The organism is Pedobacter cryoconitis, assembly GCF_001590605.1.
Taxonomy (GTDB): domain Bacteria; phylum Bacteroidota; class Bacteroidia; order Sphingobacteriales; family Sphingobacteriaceae; genus Pedobacter; species Pedobacter cryoconitis_A.
The window spans coordinates 273,157-290,351 of sequence record NZ_CP014504.1 but is presented as its reverse complement, the minus strand read 5'-3'; the positions used below and the strand labels follow the sequence as shown (position 1 = coordinate 290,351).

17 protein-coding genes are annotated in these 17,195 nt (G+C 38.3%); 9 read left to right on the top strand and 8 right to left on the bottom strand.

Annotation, left to right across the window (positions count from 1 at the left end; translation table 11 throughout):
• Nucleotides 1-4 precede the first annotated feature (4 nt).
• Nucleotides 5-688 (top strand): CDP-diacylglycerol--serine O-phosphatidyltransferase, encoded by a 684-nt coding sequence (pssA, locus tag AY601_RS01280; RefSeq protein ID WP_068395423.1) that lies wholly within the window; start codon nt 5-7, stop codon nt 686-688.
• A gap of 78 nt (nt 689-766) precedes the next feature.
• Here the strand turns inward: pssA and AY601_RS01275 are convergent, their stop codons facing one another.
• Both AY601_RS01275 and folK read right to left on the bottom strand, forming a co-directional pair.
• The gene (locus tag AY601_RS01275) at nt 767-1,144 is read right to left on the bottom strand and encodes an Hpt domain-containing protein (RefSeq protein ID WP_068395421.1); all 378 of its coding nucleotides are present in this window, start codon (nt 1,142-1,144) and stop codon (nt 767-769) included.
• Between the two features lie 20 nt (nt 1,145-1,164).
• Nucleotides 1,165-1,662 carry a 2-amino-4-hydroxy-6-hydroxymethyldihydropteridine diphosphokinase gene (gene folK / locus AY601_RS01270; protein ID WP_068395419.1) on the bottom strand — a complete coding sequence of 166 codons (498 nt, stop codon included), beginning with the start codon at nt 1,660-1,662 and terminating at the stop codon, nt 1,165-1,167.
• Between the two features lie 94 nt (nt 1,663-1,756).
• Between folK and sppA the strand changes: the two genes are divergently transcribed.
• On the top strand, nt 1,757-3,526 hold the full coding sequence (sppA, locus tag AY601_RS01265; RefSeq protein ID WP_068395417.1) for a signal peptide peptidase SppA: 1,770 nt from the start codon (nt 1,757-1,759) through the stop codon (nt 3,524-3,526).
• Nucleotides 3,527-3,687: 161 nt separating this feature from the next.
• Nucleotides 3,688-4,638, top strand: coding sequence for an Rpn family recombination-promoting nuclease/putative transposase (locus AY601_RS01260; RefSeq protein ID WP_068395415.1), 951 nt, complete (start codon nt 3,688-3,690; stop codon nt 4,636-4,638).
• A gap of 39 nt (nt 4,639-4,677) precedes the next feature.
• Here the strand turns inward: AY601_RS01260 and AY601_RS01255 are convergent, their stop codons facing one another.
• Nucleotides 4,678-5,988 carry a hypothetical protein gene (locus tag AY601_RS01255; RefSeq protein WP_068395413.1) on the bottom strand — a complete coding sequence of 437 codons (1,311 nt, stop codon included), beginning with the start codon at nt 5,986-5,988 and terminating at the stop codon, nt 4,678-4,680.
• A 57-nt stretch (nt 5,989-6,045) separates the two neighbouring features.
• On the bottom strand, nt 6,046-6,654 hold the full coding sequence (locus AY601_RS01250) for a hypothetical protein (protein WP_068395411.1): 609 nt from the start codon (nt 6,652-6,654) through the stop codon (nt 6,046-6,048).
• 117 nt (nt 6,655-6,771) lie between these two features.
• Between AY601_RS01250 and AY601_RS01245 the strand changes: the two genes are divergently transcribed.
• Genes AY601_RS01245 through AY601_RS01220 form a run of 6 tightly spaced genes read left to right on the top strand, consistent with a single transcriptional unit; the run spans nt 6,772 to nt 12,041 of the window.
• Nucleotides 6,772-8,457, top strand: a complete 1,686-nt coding sequence (locus tag AY601_RS01245; RefSeq protein WP_068407001.1) for a DNA polymerase/3'-5' exonuclease PolX — start codon at nt 6,772-6,774, stop codon at nt 8,455-8,457.
• Between the two features lie 40 nt (nt 8,458-8,497).
• The gene (gene rfaE1, locus AY601_RS01240) at nt 8,498-9,481 is read left to right on the top strand and encodes a D-glycero-beta-D-manno-heptose-7-phosphate kinase (RefSeq protein WP_068395409.1); all 984 of its coding nucleotides are present in this window, start codon (nt 8,498-8,500) and stop codon (nt 9,479-9,481) included.
• Nucleotides 9,481-10,035, top strand: a complete 555-nt coding sequence (gene gmhA, locus AY601_RS01235; RefSeq protein WP_068395407.1) for a D-sedoheptulose 7-phosphate isomerase — start codon at nt 9,481-9,483, stop codon at nt 10,033-10,035. The genes rfaE1 and gmhA overlap by 1 nt, the downstream gene beginning before the upstream one ends.
• A 10-nt stretch (nt 10,036-10,045) precedes the next feature.
• A complete protein-coding gene (gene rfaE2, locus AY601_RS01230; protein ID WP_068395405.1) occupies nt 10,046-10,537 on the top strand; it encodes a D-glycero-beta-D-manno-heptose 1-phosphate adenylyltransferase in 492 nt (163 codons plus the stop codon).
• Between the two features lie 11 nt (nt 10,538-10,548).
• Nucleotides 10,549-11,529, top strand: a complete 981-nt coding sequence (locus AY601_RS01225; protein ID WP_232324677.1) for a glycosyltransferase family 9 protein — start codon at nt 10,549-10,551, stop codon at nt 11,527-11,529.
• Between the two features lie 8 nt (nt 11,530-11,537).
• Nucleotides 11,538-12,041 (top strand): SixA phosphatase family protein, encoded by a 504-nt coding sequence (locus AY601_RS01220; protein ID WP_068395401.1) that lies wholly within the window; start codon nt 11,538-11,540, stop codon nt 12,039-12,041.
• Here AY601_RS01220 and AY601_RS01215 read toward each other — a convergent pair.
• From AY601_RS01215 to tig, 4 genes are all read right to left on the bottom strand, one after another.
• On the bottom strand, nt 12,038-12,901 hold the full coding sequence (locus AY601_RS01215; RefSeq protein WP_068406998.1) for an AMP nucleosidase: 864 nt from the start codon (nt 12,899-12,901) through the stop codon (nt 12,038-12,040). The genes AY601_RS01220 and AY601_RS01215 overlap by 4 nt on opposite strands.
• 133 nt (nt 12,902-13,034) lie before the next feature.
• Nucleotides 13,035-14,276, bottom strand: coding sequence for an ATP-dependent Clp protease ATP-binding subunit ClpX (clpX, locus tag AY601_RS01210; RefSeq protein ID WP_068395399.1), 1,242 nt, complete (start codon nt 14,274-14,276; stop codon nt 13,035-13,037).
• A gap of 3 nt (nt 14,277-14,279) precedes the next feature.
• The gene (gene clpP / locus AY601_RS01205) at nt 14,280-14,969 is read right to left on the bottom strand and encodes an ATP-dependent Clp endopeptidase proteolytic subunit ClpP (protein ID WP_068395397.1); all 690 of its coding nucleotides are present in this window, start codon (nt 14,967-14,969) and stop codon (nt 14,280-14,282) included.
• A gap of 307 nt (nt 14,970-15,276) precedes the next feature.
• On the bottom strand, nt 15,277-16,632 hold the full coding sequence (tig, locus tag AY601_RS01200; protein ID WP_068395395.1) for a trigger factor: 1,356 nt from the start codon (nt 16,630-16,632) through the stop codon (nt 15,277-15,279).
• Between the last annotated feature and the right edge of the window lie 563 nt (nt 16,633-17,195).

Sequence of the window (17,195 nt, the reverse complement as noted above, 5' to 3'; positions counted from 1 at the left end):
AGATATGAAGAAACACATTCCCAATGCATTAACCTGTGCCAATCTCTTTTCGGGTTGTATAGGCGTGGTTTTTGCATTTAAAGGAGACTTGAATATTGCAGCATATGCCGTTTTAATATCCGGCATATGCGACTTTTTTGACGGCTTCGCAGCCCGGTTGCTGAATGTAAAATCCCCTATCGGTAAAGAGCTTGACTCTTTAGCAGATATGGTAAGTTTCGGATTTTTGCCAGGAGTGGTCATGTTTCAATTACTCGCACAGAGTGATTTTTCTTCCCCATACCTTCCTTACCTGGGTTTTATAATGACTATATTCTCTGCGTTACGTTTAGCCAAATTTAACATAGATACGCGGCAGACAGAAGACTTTATCGGTTTAAATACACCTATGAATACCCTGTTTATTGTGTCATTGCCTTTTATCCAGAAAGATTATCCAGCATTAATTGGCTCTTCCATTTTATTGGTTGCAATAACGGTTATCATGAGTTTTCTACTGACCAGTGAAATCAGAATCTTCTCTTTGAAATTCAGTTCCATGAAATGGGAACCAAATAAAATAAAGTTTATATTTCTGATTTTGTCAGTAATATTGGTTGCTTTCCTGCAGTTTGCTGCAGTTCCATTTGTACTGGTACTTTACATCGCTTTATCTTTATTACACTTCAGGCGCTTGCCGAAATTGTAATCAATTCATCAGCTATAAAAAAAGCTGTCAGCGGATCTCATGATTCTCTGACAGCTTTTTTGTTTTTTAAGGATTTCATTACAGTCTTTTTGCCAACTCTGCTTTCGCTTCATCAAGCTGTCTGTACAAGATCTCTATAAATTCATTCAACTCCTTTAAAGCGCGTGGCATATCCGAAAGATCTTTCATATCACGTGCATTGTTTTCGATAAGCTGGAGATGTCCGCGGGCATCTTCTCTGCCTACGTATGATAGCGTAGGCTTTATTTTATGTGCATAGCCCGCCATCTTTTCCCAGTCCTGAGCTTCAAATGATTGTTCAAGATCCGCTACGTATAAAGGTGTTTGTACCTTAAACATATCGATCATTTCAATCATAAACTCAGCACTATCGCCAGACATATCCCGGAGATAAGACAGATCAAGGGGGCTATTATTTTTTTCTTCGTCAATCATTTGAAACAAAACTAGTAAATTTATAATATTTTATATACAGTTAAATTATCTTTTAATAAAGATAATAATGTTGATATAGGCTGTTTAAATACAGGATGTTCAACCCCTCCGGCAATTTCTGCCAGCGGTTCCAGTACAAACCTCCTGTCCTGCATCCTTGGATGTGGAACCTGTAGCCGCTCTCCGTCATTGATAATATCTTGTCCATATAAGATCACATCAATGTCAATCAGCCGGGCACCCCATTTCACCAATCTTACTCTACCCAGTTCCTGCTCTATCTCCAATGCTAACTCCAACACCAAATCAGCGGTTTTGTTTGTTTGCACACCAATTGCTAAATTCAAGAATGAAGGCTGATCTTCGTCTCCCCAAGCCGCAGTCTCATATAAAGCTGATTTAGAGACTATTGACCCAATACTGCTTTCAATCTTCGAAATAGCTTCTTCAATTAACTCTTTTCTTTCTCCCAGGTTACTTCCAAGTAACAAATAAACTGTTTTGTACTCCAATTCCATATAAAAGCTAATTCATTAAGAGCGCCCCTTAATTTAGTTGATAAATCTCAGGTAGTTTCTTAATATATTTACAAATTAAATATTAAACATCCACATGAAAGAATTTTTTAAATATGTTTTTGCTACCGTAGTAGGAATTATCATTTCCACTTTTCTTATTGCCATTTTCTTTATCGTTTTTGTGGTCGCAATTGTTTCTTCTATAGACAGCGACAAAACAGTGGATGTTGTCAGTAATTCTGTGCTCTATCTTAACCTTGATCAGGCTATTAAAGAACGTACACCAAACAAAACACTTGACAATCTGCCTATTATAGGTTCAAACGTTGGAAAAAGCCTGGGCTTTAACGACTTGATGAGAGCTTTAAAAAGAGCAAAAACCGATGATAACATTAAGTGTATTTATCTGAACGTAAGTTCTCCAAGAGCAGGAAAAGCTACTTTAAAAGAAATCAGGGATGCTTTGATCGACTTCAAAACCAGTAAGAAAAAGATAATCGCTTATAGCGAAGTATATACACAAGATGCTTATTACCTGGCTTCAGTAGCTGATAAAGTTTACCTGAACCCACAAGGCACATTAGAGTTCAAAGGATTCAGTTCTCAACTAACCTTTTTCAAAGGTGCCATGGAGAAATTAGGCGTAGAAGCGCAGATAATCCGCGTTGGTAATTATAAAAGTGCTGTAGAACCATTCACGAATGTTAAAATGAGTGATTACAACCGTCAGCAGGTTACCGCTTACCTTGGTGGTTTATATAATACTTTTTTGGAAGGCATTTCTGTATCCAGAAATATCCCGAAAGATAGTTTATATAAAATGGCTGATACTTATAGAATTCAGGCCCCTAAGGATGCACTGAATTATAAAATGATAGACGGCCTTAAATACAAAGATGAAGTCATTGATGAATTGAAAGCATTAAGTGGAACAGGCAAAAAGGAAACTATTGCGACTGTCAGCATCAATGACTATGCAACCAATCAGAAAGAAGAAAGCACTGAAAGCAAAAACAAAATAGCGATTATTTATGCTAATGGTGATATTACAGGTGGTGAAGGCAGTGATGAGTCAATTGGTTCAGAGCGTATTTCCCGTGCCATCAGAAAAGCCAGACAGGATGATAAAATTAAAGCGATCGTACTTCGCGTAAATTCAGGTGGCGGTAGTGCATTAGCCTCAGACGTGATCTGGAGAGAAATTGTACTGGCTAAAAAAGTGAAACCTGTAATGGCATCTTTTGGTGATGTTGCAGCTTCGGGCGGTTACTATATTGCTTGCGCGGCAGACTCCATTTTTGTGCAGCCAAATACGATTACGGGCTCTATCGGTGTATTCGGAATCATTCCTAATTTCCAGAACCTGTTAACCAATAAAATAGGAATTACTTTTGACGGTGTAAAAACTGGCCAGTATGCAGATATCATGAGTACAAACCGCCCATTAACCCCGGGAGAAAGATTAATCATTCAAACTGACGTTAACCATGTATATGACACTTTCACCAGCCGCGTAGCCGAAGGCCGTAAGCGTTCTAAAGCTTATATTGACTCCATAGGCGGCGGACATGTCTGGGTAGGTACAGATGCAGTTAGAATCGGTTTGGCGGATAAGATTGGCAGTTTCAATGATGCAATTGTTGCAGCTGGTAAAAAAGCGAAATTAAGCAGTTATAAAATCGTAGAATATCCTGAGAAAATAGATCCGTTAAAATCTTTCTTATCAGATGCAGGAGATAATGTAAGAATGTATTATGCAAAACAAGAATTCGGCGAAAACTTCCTGTTGTATCAGCAATTGAAAAAAGTAGTGGTTAATAGCGGTATTCAAGCAAGAATGCCATTTGAAATCAACATTCAGTAGTATCTACTTGTATTAAAAGTTAAAAAGGCCTTTTCAGTAGTATTGAGAAGGCCTTTTTTTGGTAGCTATGGTTTCTTTAATAAATCACTTGTTAACAATAAAGATATTTATTAACTTTTAAATACAGAACATGAGTAGCTTGACCTAAATCATTAAGAATTATGTCAGCTAGTACAAATAAATACATTGATCCATTATCAGATTTTGGATTTAAACATCTTTTTGGCGGTGAACCCAACAAAGAGATCATGATTGATTTTCTAAACGCGTTGTTTGAAGGAGAAAAACACATTACCGATATTGTATATAATCCAACTGAACTTGCAGGGGATGGCAAGGAAGATAAAAAGATCTTCTTCGACTTGCTGTGTACCGGGGACAAGGGTGAGCAGTTTATCGTAGAAATGCAACGTGCAGCACATGATAATTTTGAAGACCGCTGCATCTTTTACCTGAGCCGGCTCATTCAACAACAGAAATTGATGAGAAAGGGTAATTGGAGAGTTAAACTGAAAGAAGTTTTCCTGATTGCAATCCTGGATTTTAACATGAAGAATTGTCTGAGTGATGATTATTTGCAAAGTATTTCACTGGTCAATACCGGTACTGGTAAAATATTCCACAATGGACTGGGATTTAAGTTTTTAGAACTGCCTAAATTTGACAAGAAAGAAGATGAACTGGAAAATGAGCTGGACAAATGGGTTTATCTGCTTAAACATATGCACAGTTTGAATCAGATTCCTAAATATCTGGATAAACGTATTTTTGAAAAAATATTTAAGATCGCTGAAATGGACAACTTATCACCAGAACAACAACTTTTATACCTATCGATTTTACAGCAGGAAGAAGACGATATAGGTTTGATGGAATGTGTAAAGGAAAGAGCAGAAAAAGAAGGCATGGAGAAAGGTTTGGAGAAAGGTTTGGAAAAAGGCATGGAAAAAGGCATGGAAAAAGGCATGGAGCAAGGTTTGGAGAAAGGAATGGAGCAAGGAAAACATGAAACTGCGCTGGCCATCGCAAAAAAAATGAAAGAAGAGAATTTTGATCTGGCTAAAATTGCCGGGTTTACTGGGCTCTCCATGGAAGAAATAGAAGGGCTTTAACCAAAGGTGAGGCTTATAGTAGCCTCACCTTTCTTTTAATCATTTAGCAATCACAAAAGAATATACAGGAAACTTATAATTGTTATTCACGGTAAAAAAGTCTTTACCACAATGCTCAGCTAAAGTAGCCAGTCCAAAAAGCATCGTTGAATAATCAATACCCTGAACTTCATTAGCTGTCCAGGCCGGATCCTTCACACTATATCTCCATAAAATATCGTATGCAGTTCCAGGAAGCTTGTAGACCCCTTTATTAGCTCTGTATAGCCTCATTAAATCATTCTTAGCAGTTGGGTTAACCGGAATAAAACCACCTATAATGTGCGGAGAAACTACCTGCCCGGCATTATCATTAATCCGGTTTGCATGATAACCGGAAGGATCACTACCTGCTCCCAGCCCCCATTCATAGTTTGCTACTTTACCGGTTGCTGTCCACCACTGCTGATCAGCGAGCATTGCATTCTTCATATAGTTCATATAAGCAGGATTTGCAGCATACGGCTGACATAAATAATAACAAAACTGCGGAATAAAATCGGAGAGATATGAACCTGGATAATCTGTTAAAAGTTCATAATTAGCGTAATTCGATTTAGGTAAATTAGGCGTATTCGCATAGAAATTAGTCCATAAATTAGTTGCAGGGCCCCCTTTTCCATTTTCGGCTTTATAAGCCAGGTGAGCCAGCAGCATATATTCATTATAAACCGATGTAGTGCCTATCCCATTCCCATTTGCATCAAGCGTAAGATAAAGCTTACCAGTTAGCGGATCGGCAATTGCTTTTGACCAGTCAATAGACTGATATAAAGAATCCGCGAGCCCGGAAATTATCTGATTATTTTTAAAATAGTTCTTACAAAACAAAGCTCCTGAAACCATAATAGCCGCATCAACCGTACTATACTCAGAGCCCCACTCCTGTGCTCCAGTTTCCATATTTACAAAATGCCTCGGAAATCCGGCAATATTTACATCCAGCTTGAAACTCTTATTGCGTGCAAGAACGCTTCTTAAAGTAATGATAGCCTGCTTATCCGCATCCGGAACCCATTTCATTTGATCCGCGATACAAAGTGACACCAGCCCAATACCGATATTAGCTACAGAAGCCGGATGATAATCAGTTCCCTTAAACAACTTTGAATCTCTGTAAATTCCAATTGCATTCCGCTGCATTTCATATACCCGGTACGAATTCCGGAATAAAACAGCTAATGTATCTGCTGCACCATCCTTCACAACAGGTGGATCAGCAGCAAGCTTATCTTTTTTACAAGATACAATCCCACAAAGAAAAATCAGGGATAAAATATAAAGCATACTTTTATTGAAACGTCTTTTCATAAGAATAAAATGATATCCTCATAAGATAAGTATATTCCGGAGAAACAGCTACCCAGCTTACAATTTCTTCCAGCCGGGATACATAGTCAGATAAACTTCGTTAACAGATTTACTGGAAGGATGTATGGTAATTGCAGTACAGGTATCCTTTTGTACATCAAAAGCAATCCCTTTAGCTACAGCATCATAGACTGTAAGCTCAGCTTTTGTTTGCAGATGCGTATAAACTGCTGCTTTTTCAAGTTCAGGATAAGCCACCATTAATGCCTTTAAACTTATACCGGTATGAATTCCTTCTGCTGTACTAAAACCAGGAGCAGAAACAGAAATTTGTTTCACGCCCTTAATCACCATATTACTATCCCGATAAGAAGAAAAGACAAGCAATGGCTCTTTTTTATTCCAGATCGCCAATGCACTTCCCATCGCTGCATCACCATCATCAGGTCTCCCCAATAACTTAAATACAGCCTGCATATCCTGCCCAAGGTAAATACTACCTGCCTGTTTTCCAGCGATAATGAGTTTGGTACTATCTATTTTCTTATCCTCAATGGCAGTAACTGTATGTGCTGTTGAAAAGGGATCTTTTTTTTGATCAGCAGGAGAATGACAAGCTGTAGCCATTGCAAACAGCAACAGGCCCGTATAATTTAATTTATTCATCGATATCAAGCATTTGTGAATACACGTTCCTTAAAAACAACGGGTACTATCCTTAATAACAGGATCAGAAACACATTGTTCCAAAAAAACGCTTCTTTTTATTTATTTTTGCCCCCGATGGAAAATAAAACCATAGCCCGTAGCCTCAGACTCCTTTCACAACTGATGGAGCTTCACAATGAGAATCCTTTCAAAATAAAATCAATAGCAAATGCTGCCTTCAAAGTAGACAAGCTGCCTTATGCAATCAGCAGTAAAACCATGGAGGAAATCGAGAAGATCGATGGACTTGGTAAAAGTACTGCCGCTAAAGTTGCAGAATTACTTCAGACCGGAACAATGACAGAACTGCAAAACATTCTTGCAGAAACCCCGGAAGGAATTGTTGAAATGCTTGGTATCAAAGGTATTGGTCCAAAAAAGATTGTGGTAATCTGGAAAGACCTCGGCATTGAAAACATCGGAGAACTTTATTATGCGTGTAATGAAAATCGCCTGATAGAAGCCAAAGGCTTTGGATTAAAAACACAGGAAGAGATCAAAAAGGTCATTGAATTTAAGATGGCTGCTCAGGGTAAATTCTTGTATGCACAGGCAGAAACTCTGGTAAATACGCTTTCCGCAGAACTGGAAATCTGGTTAAATCAAATCAATAAAGACACCTTAATCAGCGTCGCCGGAGAATACCGCAGATACCTGGAAATTATCAATGAACTTGATTTTGTGATCGGTGCAGAAGATCCGGCAGCTATTGTAGCTGGTCTTCCGCTGCTGAAAGACCTTATTTTCGAACAACAGACAGAAAATCAATATACAGCAATGAGCACTTTCGGCTTAAAAATACAGTTGCACATTTATCCGAAAGCAGATTTTTACCTGAGCCTCTTTAAACTAACTGGTAACGAAGCTCACGTAGAAGAAGTTTTAAAACTAGCAGGCAACGGCCCTTTTACAAACGAAAATGCTATCTACAGCAAAGCCGGACTCGCTTTCATCACTCCTGAACTTAGAGAAGGTCTGGACGAAATTGCGCTTGCGAAAGCAAACCAACTTCCAGAACTCATCACTTATAATGACCTCAAAGGAAGCCTTCACAATCACTCCACCTGGAGTGACGGCGTGCATACCTTAGAACAAATGGCCATCTATTGTAAAGATACCCTTAACCTGGAATATCTTGGGATGTGTGATCACTCCAAATCCGCATTTTATGCCAACGGATTAAACGAACAACGCATTTTTGCACAACATAAAGAAATTGATGCCCTTAATGAAAAGCTCGCACCTTTTAAAATATTTAAAGGAATTGAAAGCGATATTCTGAACGATGGCTCGCTGGATTATAGTGATGAAGTTTTAAAAACATTCGATTTCGTTGTAGCTTCTGTCCATAGCAATTTAAGGATGGATGAAGAAAAAGCAACAGCAAGGCTGATTAAAGCTGTAGAAAACCCATATACAACAATTTTAGGTCACCCAACCGGACGCTTGTTATTAAGCCGTAAAGGCTATCCTATAGCTTACGCTAAAATTATTGATGCCTGTGCAGCCAATAATGTAGTCATAGAAATCAATGCGAATCCGCTGCGTTTAGACCTGGACTGGAGATGGCACCGTTATGCACTGGAAAAAGGCGTATTGCTTTCGATAAACCCTGATGCACACCGTATGGAAGGTTTCAGAGATATGCATTATGGCGTGTACATTGGAAGAAAAGGTGGGTTACAAGCAAAACAATGTTTAAATGCATTCACTTTAGCTGAAATTACTGCTTTTTTTAACACCGTAAAACACGGAATTTAAGTAGACCATTATACCTATCTTTGAACATTAATATATAAGCATGCTTGCAGAAAAACTATATAATGCACACCATCAAAGTCAAAAGCCTAAGATCCTTGTCATAGGCGACCTGATGCTCGACCATTATATTATTGGCAGTGCGTCCAGGCTATCACCAGAAGCCCCTGTACCCATTGTCAATGTCAAAAAAGAAAATAAAATAATTGGTGGTGCAGCCAATGTGGCCAGTAATCTGATCGATCTGGGTGCACAAGTATCTCTTGCCGGTATTATTGGCGATGATAGTTTCGGAGAAGAAATCAAAGCAATTCTGCAAACTAAAAACATCGATACACAACTGATCTTAACTGATCAGTCACGTCCGACAACAGTAAAAACCAGGGTAATTGCCTCTACGCATCAAATCGTAAGAATAGACCACGAAGAAACGCATGATATTTCGGGTCAGCTGGAAAAAAGCTTCCTGCAGGCTGTTTATACTCATATTGAAGCAAGTGATATTATTATCCTTTCTGATTACAACAAAGGTTTATTAACTAAAACCTTGTGTCTTGCATTGATTGAATACTGTAACCAACACCAAAAACGGATCATCGTTGATCCTAAAGGACTGGATTATACTAAATATAAAGGCGCATTTATCATTAAGCCTAACCGTAAAGAACTTGCCGAAGCAGCCAAAACGGAGAAAATACACAGCGCTGAAGAATTGGTTAAGGCAGCTGAAGTCATTTTTGACACGACCCATGCTGCCTATTTAATTGTGACGCTTTCTGAAGGAGGAATAGCTATTATTACACCAGATAACCATCAGATTTTACCGGTCAGGGCAACTGAAGTTTACGACGTTACCGGTGCCGGAGATACTGTGATTGCGACACTGGCTTACTGCTTAACTTTAGGTCTTACGGTAGAAGAAGCCTGCCATATTTCAAATTATGCAGCTTCCATTGTCATTAAACACATTGGCAGCGCCACTACAACGGTTGATGAAATTTTAGCCGCCATCAAAATAATAAACTAATGGTATTAGAAGAACTTAATCATCATAAAAATACAATTGACCAGGTTATTGCCAAACTGGTCCCTGAAATCGAAAGCGGCTGCAAATTACTGACAGACACTGTTCTTGCCGGAGGAAAAGTATTAATTGCAGGCAATGGCGGAAGTGCTGCTGATGCCCAGCATATTGCTGCAGAATTAACAGGAAGATATGTTAAAGACCGTAAAGCCTTACCGGCAATAGCTTTAACCGTAGATACTTCTGCCCTAACGGCAATCAGTAATGATTACGGCTTTGAAAGAGTATTTGCCAGACAAGTTGAGGCTTTTGCCCGCCCTGGTGATCTTTTTATAGCGATATCAACCAGTGGTAACAGTCCAAATATTATCCAGGCACTCCACACTGCCAGAGAACTAGGCTGTAAAATAATAGGTTTATCGGGAAGAGATGGCGGCCAGATGAATAATTTATGTGATTTAAACATTATTATACCCAACGATGTTACAGCACGTATACAAGAGATGCATATTCTGATCGGTCATATCTTTTGTAAAGCAGTAGATAACTTATATTAAATTAGTCAACATGAGTATCAATCATTCCTTAAGCCCAAAAATTGTTTCTTTAACTGAACTCAATTCACTGGTAAATTACTGGAAAGGAGAAGGCAAGAAAATTGTATTTACGAACGGCTGTTTTGATTTATTACACGCCGGGCATATTACTTACTTAACTGAAGCTGCAAGTTTAGGAGACATTCTGATTATCGGTTTGAACAGTGATGATTCTGTACAAAGACTAAAAGGGCCTTTAAGACCAGTTAACAATGAAATCACCAGATCGGTCATCTTAGGCTCGATGTCTTTCATAGATGCAGTGGTCTTTTTTAATGAAGATACCCCATTGGAACTCATTAAAAAGGTCTTGCCAGATGTACTGGTTAAAGGAGGAGATTATAAAATAGAAGAAATTGCAGGCGCTAAAGAAGTCATTGAAAATGGCGGTAATGTACAGGTATTAAGCTTTTTACCGGGATACTCTTCTAGCGCAATCATCGATAAAATAAAAAAATCTTAACATATCCTGATTTGAGCATACCTAAAAAGATATTGGTGATCAGATTCAGCTCTATGGGTGATATTATTTATACCACACCCGTTATCCGCTGTTTAAAACTGCAAATACCAGGTTGTGAAGTTCACTTTCTGACCAAGGAACAGTTTAAATATATCTATCAGCAAAATCCATATTTAACAAAATTACACTTCTTAAAACCGACCCTGGCAGAGACTATCAGGGATATTAAAGCGGAGAAATTTGATCTGATTATTGACCTGCACAATAACCTGCGCACAACAATTATCAAGTTATCAACCCGGATCCCTTCTTCCACCTATAAAAAAGATACGGTAAAAAAATGGCTAGCCCTGAAATTCAAATGGACAAGTCTTTTCTCTAAAGATCATTTAGTAGACCGCTACCTGGAAACTGTAAAGTTTCTTGGCGTAAAAAATGACAACAAACCAATTGATTATTACATAGCGAAAGAATATCAAATCCGGGACCTGCTTCCTGTTACACATCAGGAAAAATTCGTCGCTTTCGTTATTGGCGCTACGCATTTCACCAAAAGATTACCTAACCATAAGATTATAGAGATCTGTAAAGGGATTAATCTTCCTATTGTGCTGTTAGGAGGAAATGACGTTAAAGACAATGCAGAAGAGATTAAACTAGCTGTAGGCGATAACATCTATTCTACTTGTGGTCTGACTAACCTGGATCAGTCCGTATTCCTTGTATCCAAAGCGCATAAAGTGATCGGTTTTGACACCGGTCTGACCCATATTGCCGAAGCATTTGACAAACCAATAGCTTCAATCTGGGGAGGCACTACACCCGAATTATTAGGCGTATATCCTTATAAAATAAAAAACTCATTGCTGGCAGGTATTGATTTAGCCTGCAGACCCTGCTCTAAATTTGGATTAGAGCAATGCCCGCTTGGACATTTTGACTGTATGGAAAAACTTCCGGGTGAGATAATTGTTAATTTCTCAAACGAATAAGAAAAAGGATGGCAAAACAACTGGTATTAGTAAGACATGGCAAATCGGACTGGGCGGCAAGCGGAACTGCTGACTTTGACAGACCATTAAATCACCGGGGTAACAAAAATGCCCCCGAAATGGCAGAGCGAATGAGTAAAAGAAACCTTATTCCCGAATTATTAGTGAGCAGCCCGGCTAAAAGAGCTTTGACTACCGCTAAACACTTTGCAGAAACCTGGAATATCCCAAAGGAAGAGATTCATAAAGAACCATCTATTTACGAAGCCAATACCACAGCTTTATTAGCGGTAGTGAATAAACTGGATCCGAAATATGACCGGGTGGCACTTTTCGGGCATAATCCCGGATTAACAGATTTCCTAAACTATCTTGCTGATGCACATATCTATAATCTGCCCACTGCAAGTATGGTATATATAGATTTCCCATTTGATGACTGGTCAATGGTAAGCCATCATACAGGAAGTCTACAGTTATTTGATTATCCTAAAAATACCGATTCTATTTAGAATTTAAGGTGTTTAACAGTTAATCCATTGTTGATTAATTGTTTCAGAGAATCAATACCAATTTTAAGGTGTGTATCTACATAATTTGTAGTTACTGAACTATCGCTTTCAGTAGTTTTCACGCCTTCAGGAATCATTGGCTGATCAGAAACCAACAATAAAGCACCAGTAGGGATTTTATTGGCAAAACCAGTGGTGAAAATTGTTGCTGTTTCCATATCTACTGCCATTGCTCTCAAAGTTTTAAGATATTTCTTGAAATGCTTATCGTGCTCCCAAACCCTGCGGTTAGTGGTATAACATGTTCCTGTCCAGTAATCGCGTGAGTGATCACGGATAGTGGTAGAGATCGCTTTTTGTAAAGCAAATGAAGGCAATGCAGGCACTTCTGCCGGAAGATAATCATTAGAAGTACCTTCTCCCCTGATTGCAGCAATCGGAAGGATAAGATCTCCTAATTGGTTTTTCTTTTTTAAGCCACCGCACTTTCCTAAAAACAATACTGCTTTAGGCATAATTGCAGTCAGTAAATCCATCATCGTTGCCGCCATCGGGCTTCCCATACCAAAATTTATAATCGTAATCCCATTTGCAGTTACACTTTGCATTGGTTTATCCAATCCCATGATTGGTGCATTATCATTCCATTCCGAGAACATTTGTAAGTATTTACTAAAATTGGTCAGTAAAATGTATTCTCCGAATTCTTCCAGCGGACGGCCGGTATATCTTGGTAACCAGTTTTTAACGATATCTCCTTTAGATTTCAAACCCGGTTTTACCGGTGAATCTACTTCTTTGTTCTTTTTTGATTTTTTTACAATAGCCTCGTCTTTTTTTACTTCTTTTTCTTCGTTCATATCATTAATAATTATAGACTGCACCATAGCAGCCAGAGCGGACAATTTCAGGACAAACCTCCTGATACTGGTTAATTGTGGTCAAATAACAAGTTAAAAAAAAATCCCCGTTAAAACGGGGATTTTAAATTCTTTAAGCAGCTTTTAACTTCTTAAAGTCTGCCTTTTCAAATTTCTCCACCGCATATCCGAGCGAGATGACCAGTTCCTTAATAGTTGGGTCAGACGGGATGTCAAACATCGCATCCAGCATAATAGCTTCACAAATAGATCTTAATCCCCTTGCACCTAACTTATATTCCATGGCCTTATCTACGATAAAGTCTAAAACTTCATCTTCAAATACAAGATTTACCCCTTCAAATTCAAACAACTTCACATACTGACGGAATAAAGAATTCTTAGGTTCCGTTAATATATTACGTAATGCTTGTTTATCCAGCGGATTCAGGTGAGTTAATACCGGAACACGTCCAATCAGCTCAGGGATCAAACCAAAAGATTTTAAATCAGCAGGTGTGATATACTTGTACAGATTGTCCAGGTCAAGTTCAGTGTCATCCTTTTTAACTTTATAACCTACTGCCTGGGTACGCAATCTGTTGGCAATTTTACGTTCAATGCCATCAAATGCACCACCACAGATAAACAGGATATTATTCGTGTTCACAGGAATCATTTTCTGATCAGGGTGTTTACGTCCACCCTGAGGCGGAACATTGACGATGGTACCTTCCAGGATCTTTAATAAAGCCTGTTGTACACCTTCTCCCGATACATCTCTGGTAATAGAAGGGTTATCGCTTTTACGCGCAACTTTATCTACCTCATCGATATAAACAATTCCGCGTTCAGCAGAAGCTACATCATAATCTGCTGCCTGAAGTAAGCGGGTCAGAATACTTTCTACATCTTCACCCACATAACCTGCTTCTGTTAATACCGTAGCATCACAGATACAGAAAGGTACGTGAAGAATTTTAGCGATTGTTTTCGCCAGCAAAGTTTTACCTGTACCAGTTTCACCAACCAGCATGATGTTAGATTTCTCAATCTCCACTTCATCCACTGCATCAATCTTCTGTCCTAACCTTTTATAGTGGTTATATACGGCTACAGAAAGTACTTTCTTAGCATCATCCTGCCCAATAACGTATTGATCAATATGTGCTTTAATCTCCATTGGCTTTAAGAGGGGGCCGGCAGCATCCAGTGATTTAGCTTGTTTATTGCCAAATTCCTGCAGCACCAGTTGATGAGCCTGTGTCACGCATTTATCGCAAATGTATGCATCAAGCCCTTCAATAAGCATTAAAGTATCCTGCTTATTTGAACCGCAAAAAGAGCAACGGGATTCTTTAGTTTGTTTAGCCATTATCTATTTTTTATTCGAACCTAATACTTCATCAATCATTCCGAAGCTTTTAGCTTCATCTGCTTTCATCCAGTAATCACGGTCAGATGCTTTTTCTACCCATTCGTAACTCTGTCCTGAATGGTCAGAAATGATATCATATAATTCTTTTTTCAATTTAAGCATCTCTCTTAAGTTGATCTCCATATCTGAAGCCACACCTTGTGAACCTCCTGAAGGCTGGTGGATCATTACACGTGAATGTGTCAATGCCGCACGTTTACCTTTAGCACCTGCGACTAATAAAACCGCACCCATTGATGCCGCCATACCTGTACAGATGGTAGCTACATCAGGAGTGATGTACTGCATCGTATCATAAATACCCAGACCAGCGTAAACAGACCCACCTGGTGAGTTGATATAAATCTGAATATCTCTGTTGTTGTCAGTTGACTGTAAGAACAGTAACTGCGCCTGAATGATATTTGCATTACCATCATGGATAGCGTCACCTAAAAAGATAATTCTGTCCATCATTAAGCGGGAGAACACATCCATCTGAGCAACGTTCAACTGACGTTCTTCAATGATGTATGGAGTCATGCTTTTTGGTGAACTATTTGTATGACCAATATAACGATCTACATTTAAGCCGTTTATACGGTGATGTTTAACTGCATATTTTCTAAATTCGTCTTTATCTATATTCATCTGTATATATTTTACTTGTTTTTAATTGTCAGATGGAGCTCGCGAAGGGCTCGGTTCATCTGTATATAAGTTTATCGGGTTTCTATTTTTGTTTTGTGGTTTGACTGTGCGTCCTTTTTACGGGGATTTTGCTTTTATCAAATCCAAATTAATCAAACTAAGTTGACAAATTATTTGGTTATTGTAAAATTAAGTGCCTTTTTAAATTCAACTACCTAATTTACACAGGTCAGAAATAACTTTATATAAGTAAGGCGGCTTTACTAAAGCCGCCTTACGATAAGATTAAAGAAATTTGAGAAACCTGTTATACAGATTCAACTAACTCTTGAAATTTATTATAAGCTATATCTTTTTGGTCTAAAGTGGCAACCGACTGAATGTATTCAAAAACTTTAATTGCTTTTACCTCTTCGAATATACGGTTTGCGTTGTCTTTTTCCTGCAGGAATGTAGCTGTGTATTGTGACAACTGATCTTCCGGCATTGGAGCTGGACTGTACATCCTGAATTGCGCATCTAAACGTTGTTTAGCTGTTTGGAATACATCTTCGTATTTAATTTCGATACTGTTGTCTTTAATGATCTTATTTTCAATTAAAGTCCATTTCAGGTTTTTCGCGAAATCATTGTAACCTTCTTCCAGTTCTGCATCGGATAATTTTTCGTTGGTAGCTTTTAACCACTTTCTTAAAAATTCATCAGGCAAATCCATTTTCACGTTTTCAGTTAACTGAGTATACATGTCATTTTGCAGTTTGCGGTCCGCATCCTGTTTGAACATACCTTCAATTTCTTCTGTGATTTTTGCAGTAAAACCAGCTTCGTCAGTAACGATACCTTCACCAAATATTTTATCAAAGAACTCCTGGTTCAAATCAGATTCCTCTAAGCGGTTGATATTTTTAACCGTTACCTGGAATTTAGATTGCAGATCCTTAGCTTCATCTTCTCCAATGTTTAACAACTTGGCAATTACCGCCTGGTTGTTTCCCAGTGCTTTCTGAAGATCTAATTCAAGTACTGCATCTTTTTTAAGTCCGATTAAAGATTTTAAAATTGCTTTGTCTTTAACCTGATCTAAACGGATAGAACCAGTATTGGTAATTCCACCTTCAAAAACTGAACCATCAGGAGAAAGTTGTGCTAATTCGGCATAAAGTACATCATCGTCTGCCGAAACTTCCGGGTTTGTCATTTTGCCATAGCTGCGGCGGATGTTTTTGATACGGGAAGCTAGAGTCTCGTCATCTGCTTTTACATTGTATTGTGTAAATTTATCTTTCGCAGTGATGTTAACTTCAACTGCTGGAGCAAGACCAATTTCGTAGTCAAATTCAAAATCGTCAGTACCATCCCATTTAAAATCTTTGGTATTATCAACAACCGGAACCGGCTGACCAAGGATTTCAACTTTATTTTCTGTCAGGAATTTATTCAGGTTTTCGCTTAATAAAGCGTTTATAGTTTCCACAAGGATACTTCTACCATACATTTTCTTAATATGTGCAGCAGGAACCATTCCTTTACGGAATCCCGGAAGGGTAGATTTTTTCGCTTGTTCTTTAATAGTTTTATCGACCTTTTCAGTATAATCTTCAGGCGAAATTTTAATCTTTACAACTGCATTTAAGTTGTCAATTTTTTCCTGTGTAATATTCATCTTTCTAAATCAATGTGTTTAAATGTCTTTTTATTGAAATCCACGCCGGTATTCTTAGAGGATTTACGCGTATGAAGGATATAAACTCTTCGATACCCCCTCTTCAATAGAGGTGCCAAAAGTATTAATTTTCCCGAATAAGACATAGTTAATTATCAAATTGTGTTTTTAATGTTATTTTAAGCCGCATTTTTCGTGAAAAAACCGGGTTTAAGAATTAGTTGAAGACCTGACAAATATTGAAAGAACAATGTATAAAGCATGTTTCAGGAAAGTCTTTGGCTGGGTTCTGTTGCAGTTTCAAGCGGGTTTGATACGGGTTTGAAACGGGTTTGATACGGGTCGAGGCGTTTCAAACCCGTATCAAACCCGCTTCAAACCCGTATCAAACTGGGAGAGAACCGAAAGGAAACATAGCCTGAACAAGGAGTAAACAGGGCTTCAAAGTAATTTGTCTTTGTCTTAAACAGGCGTAAAACTGCTTTACTATGATTTATTGTGTCAGAAGATTAATAGAAATACCTGCTCAAAGCTTCAAGGATATATATTAGCTATCGATGGTT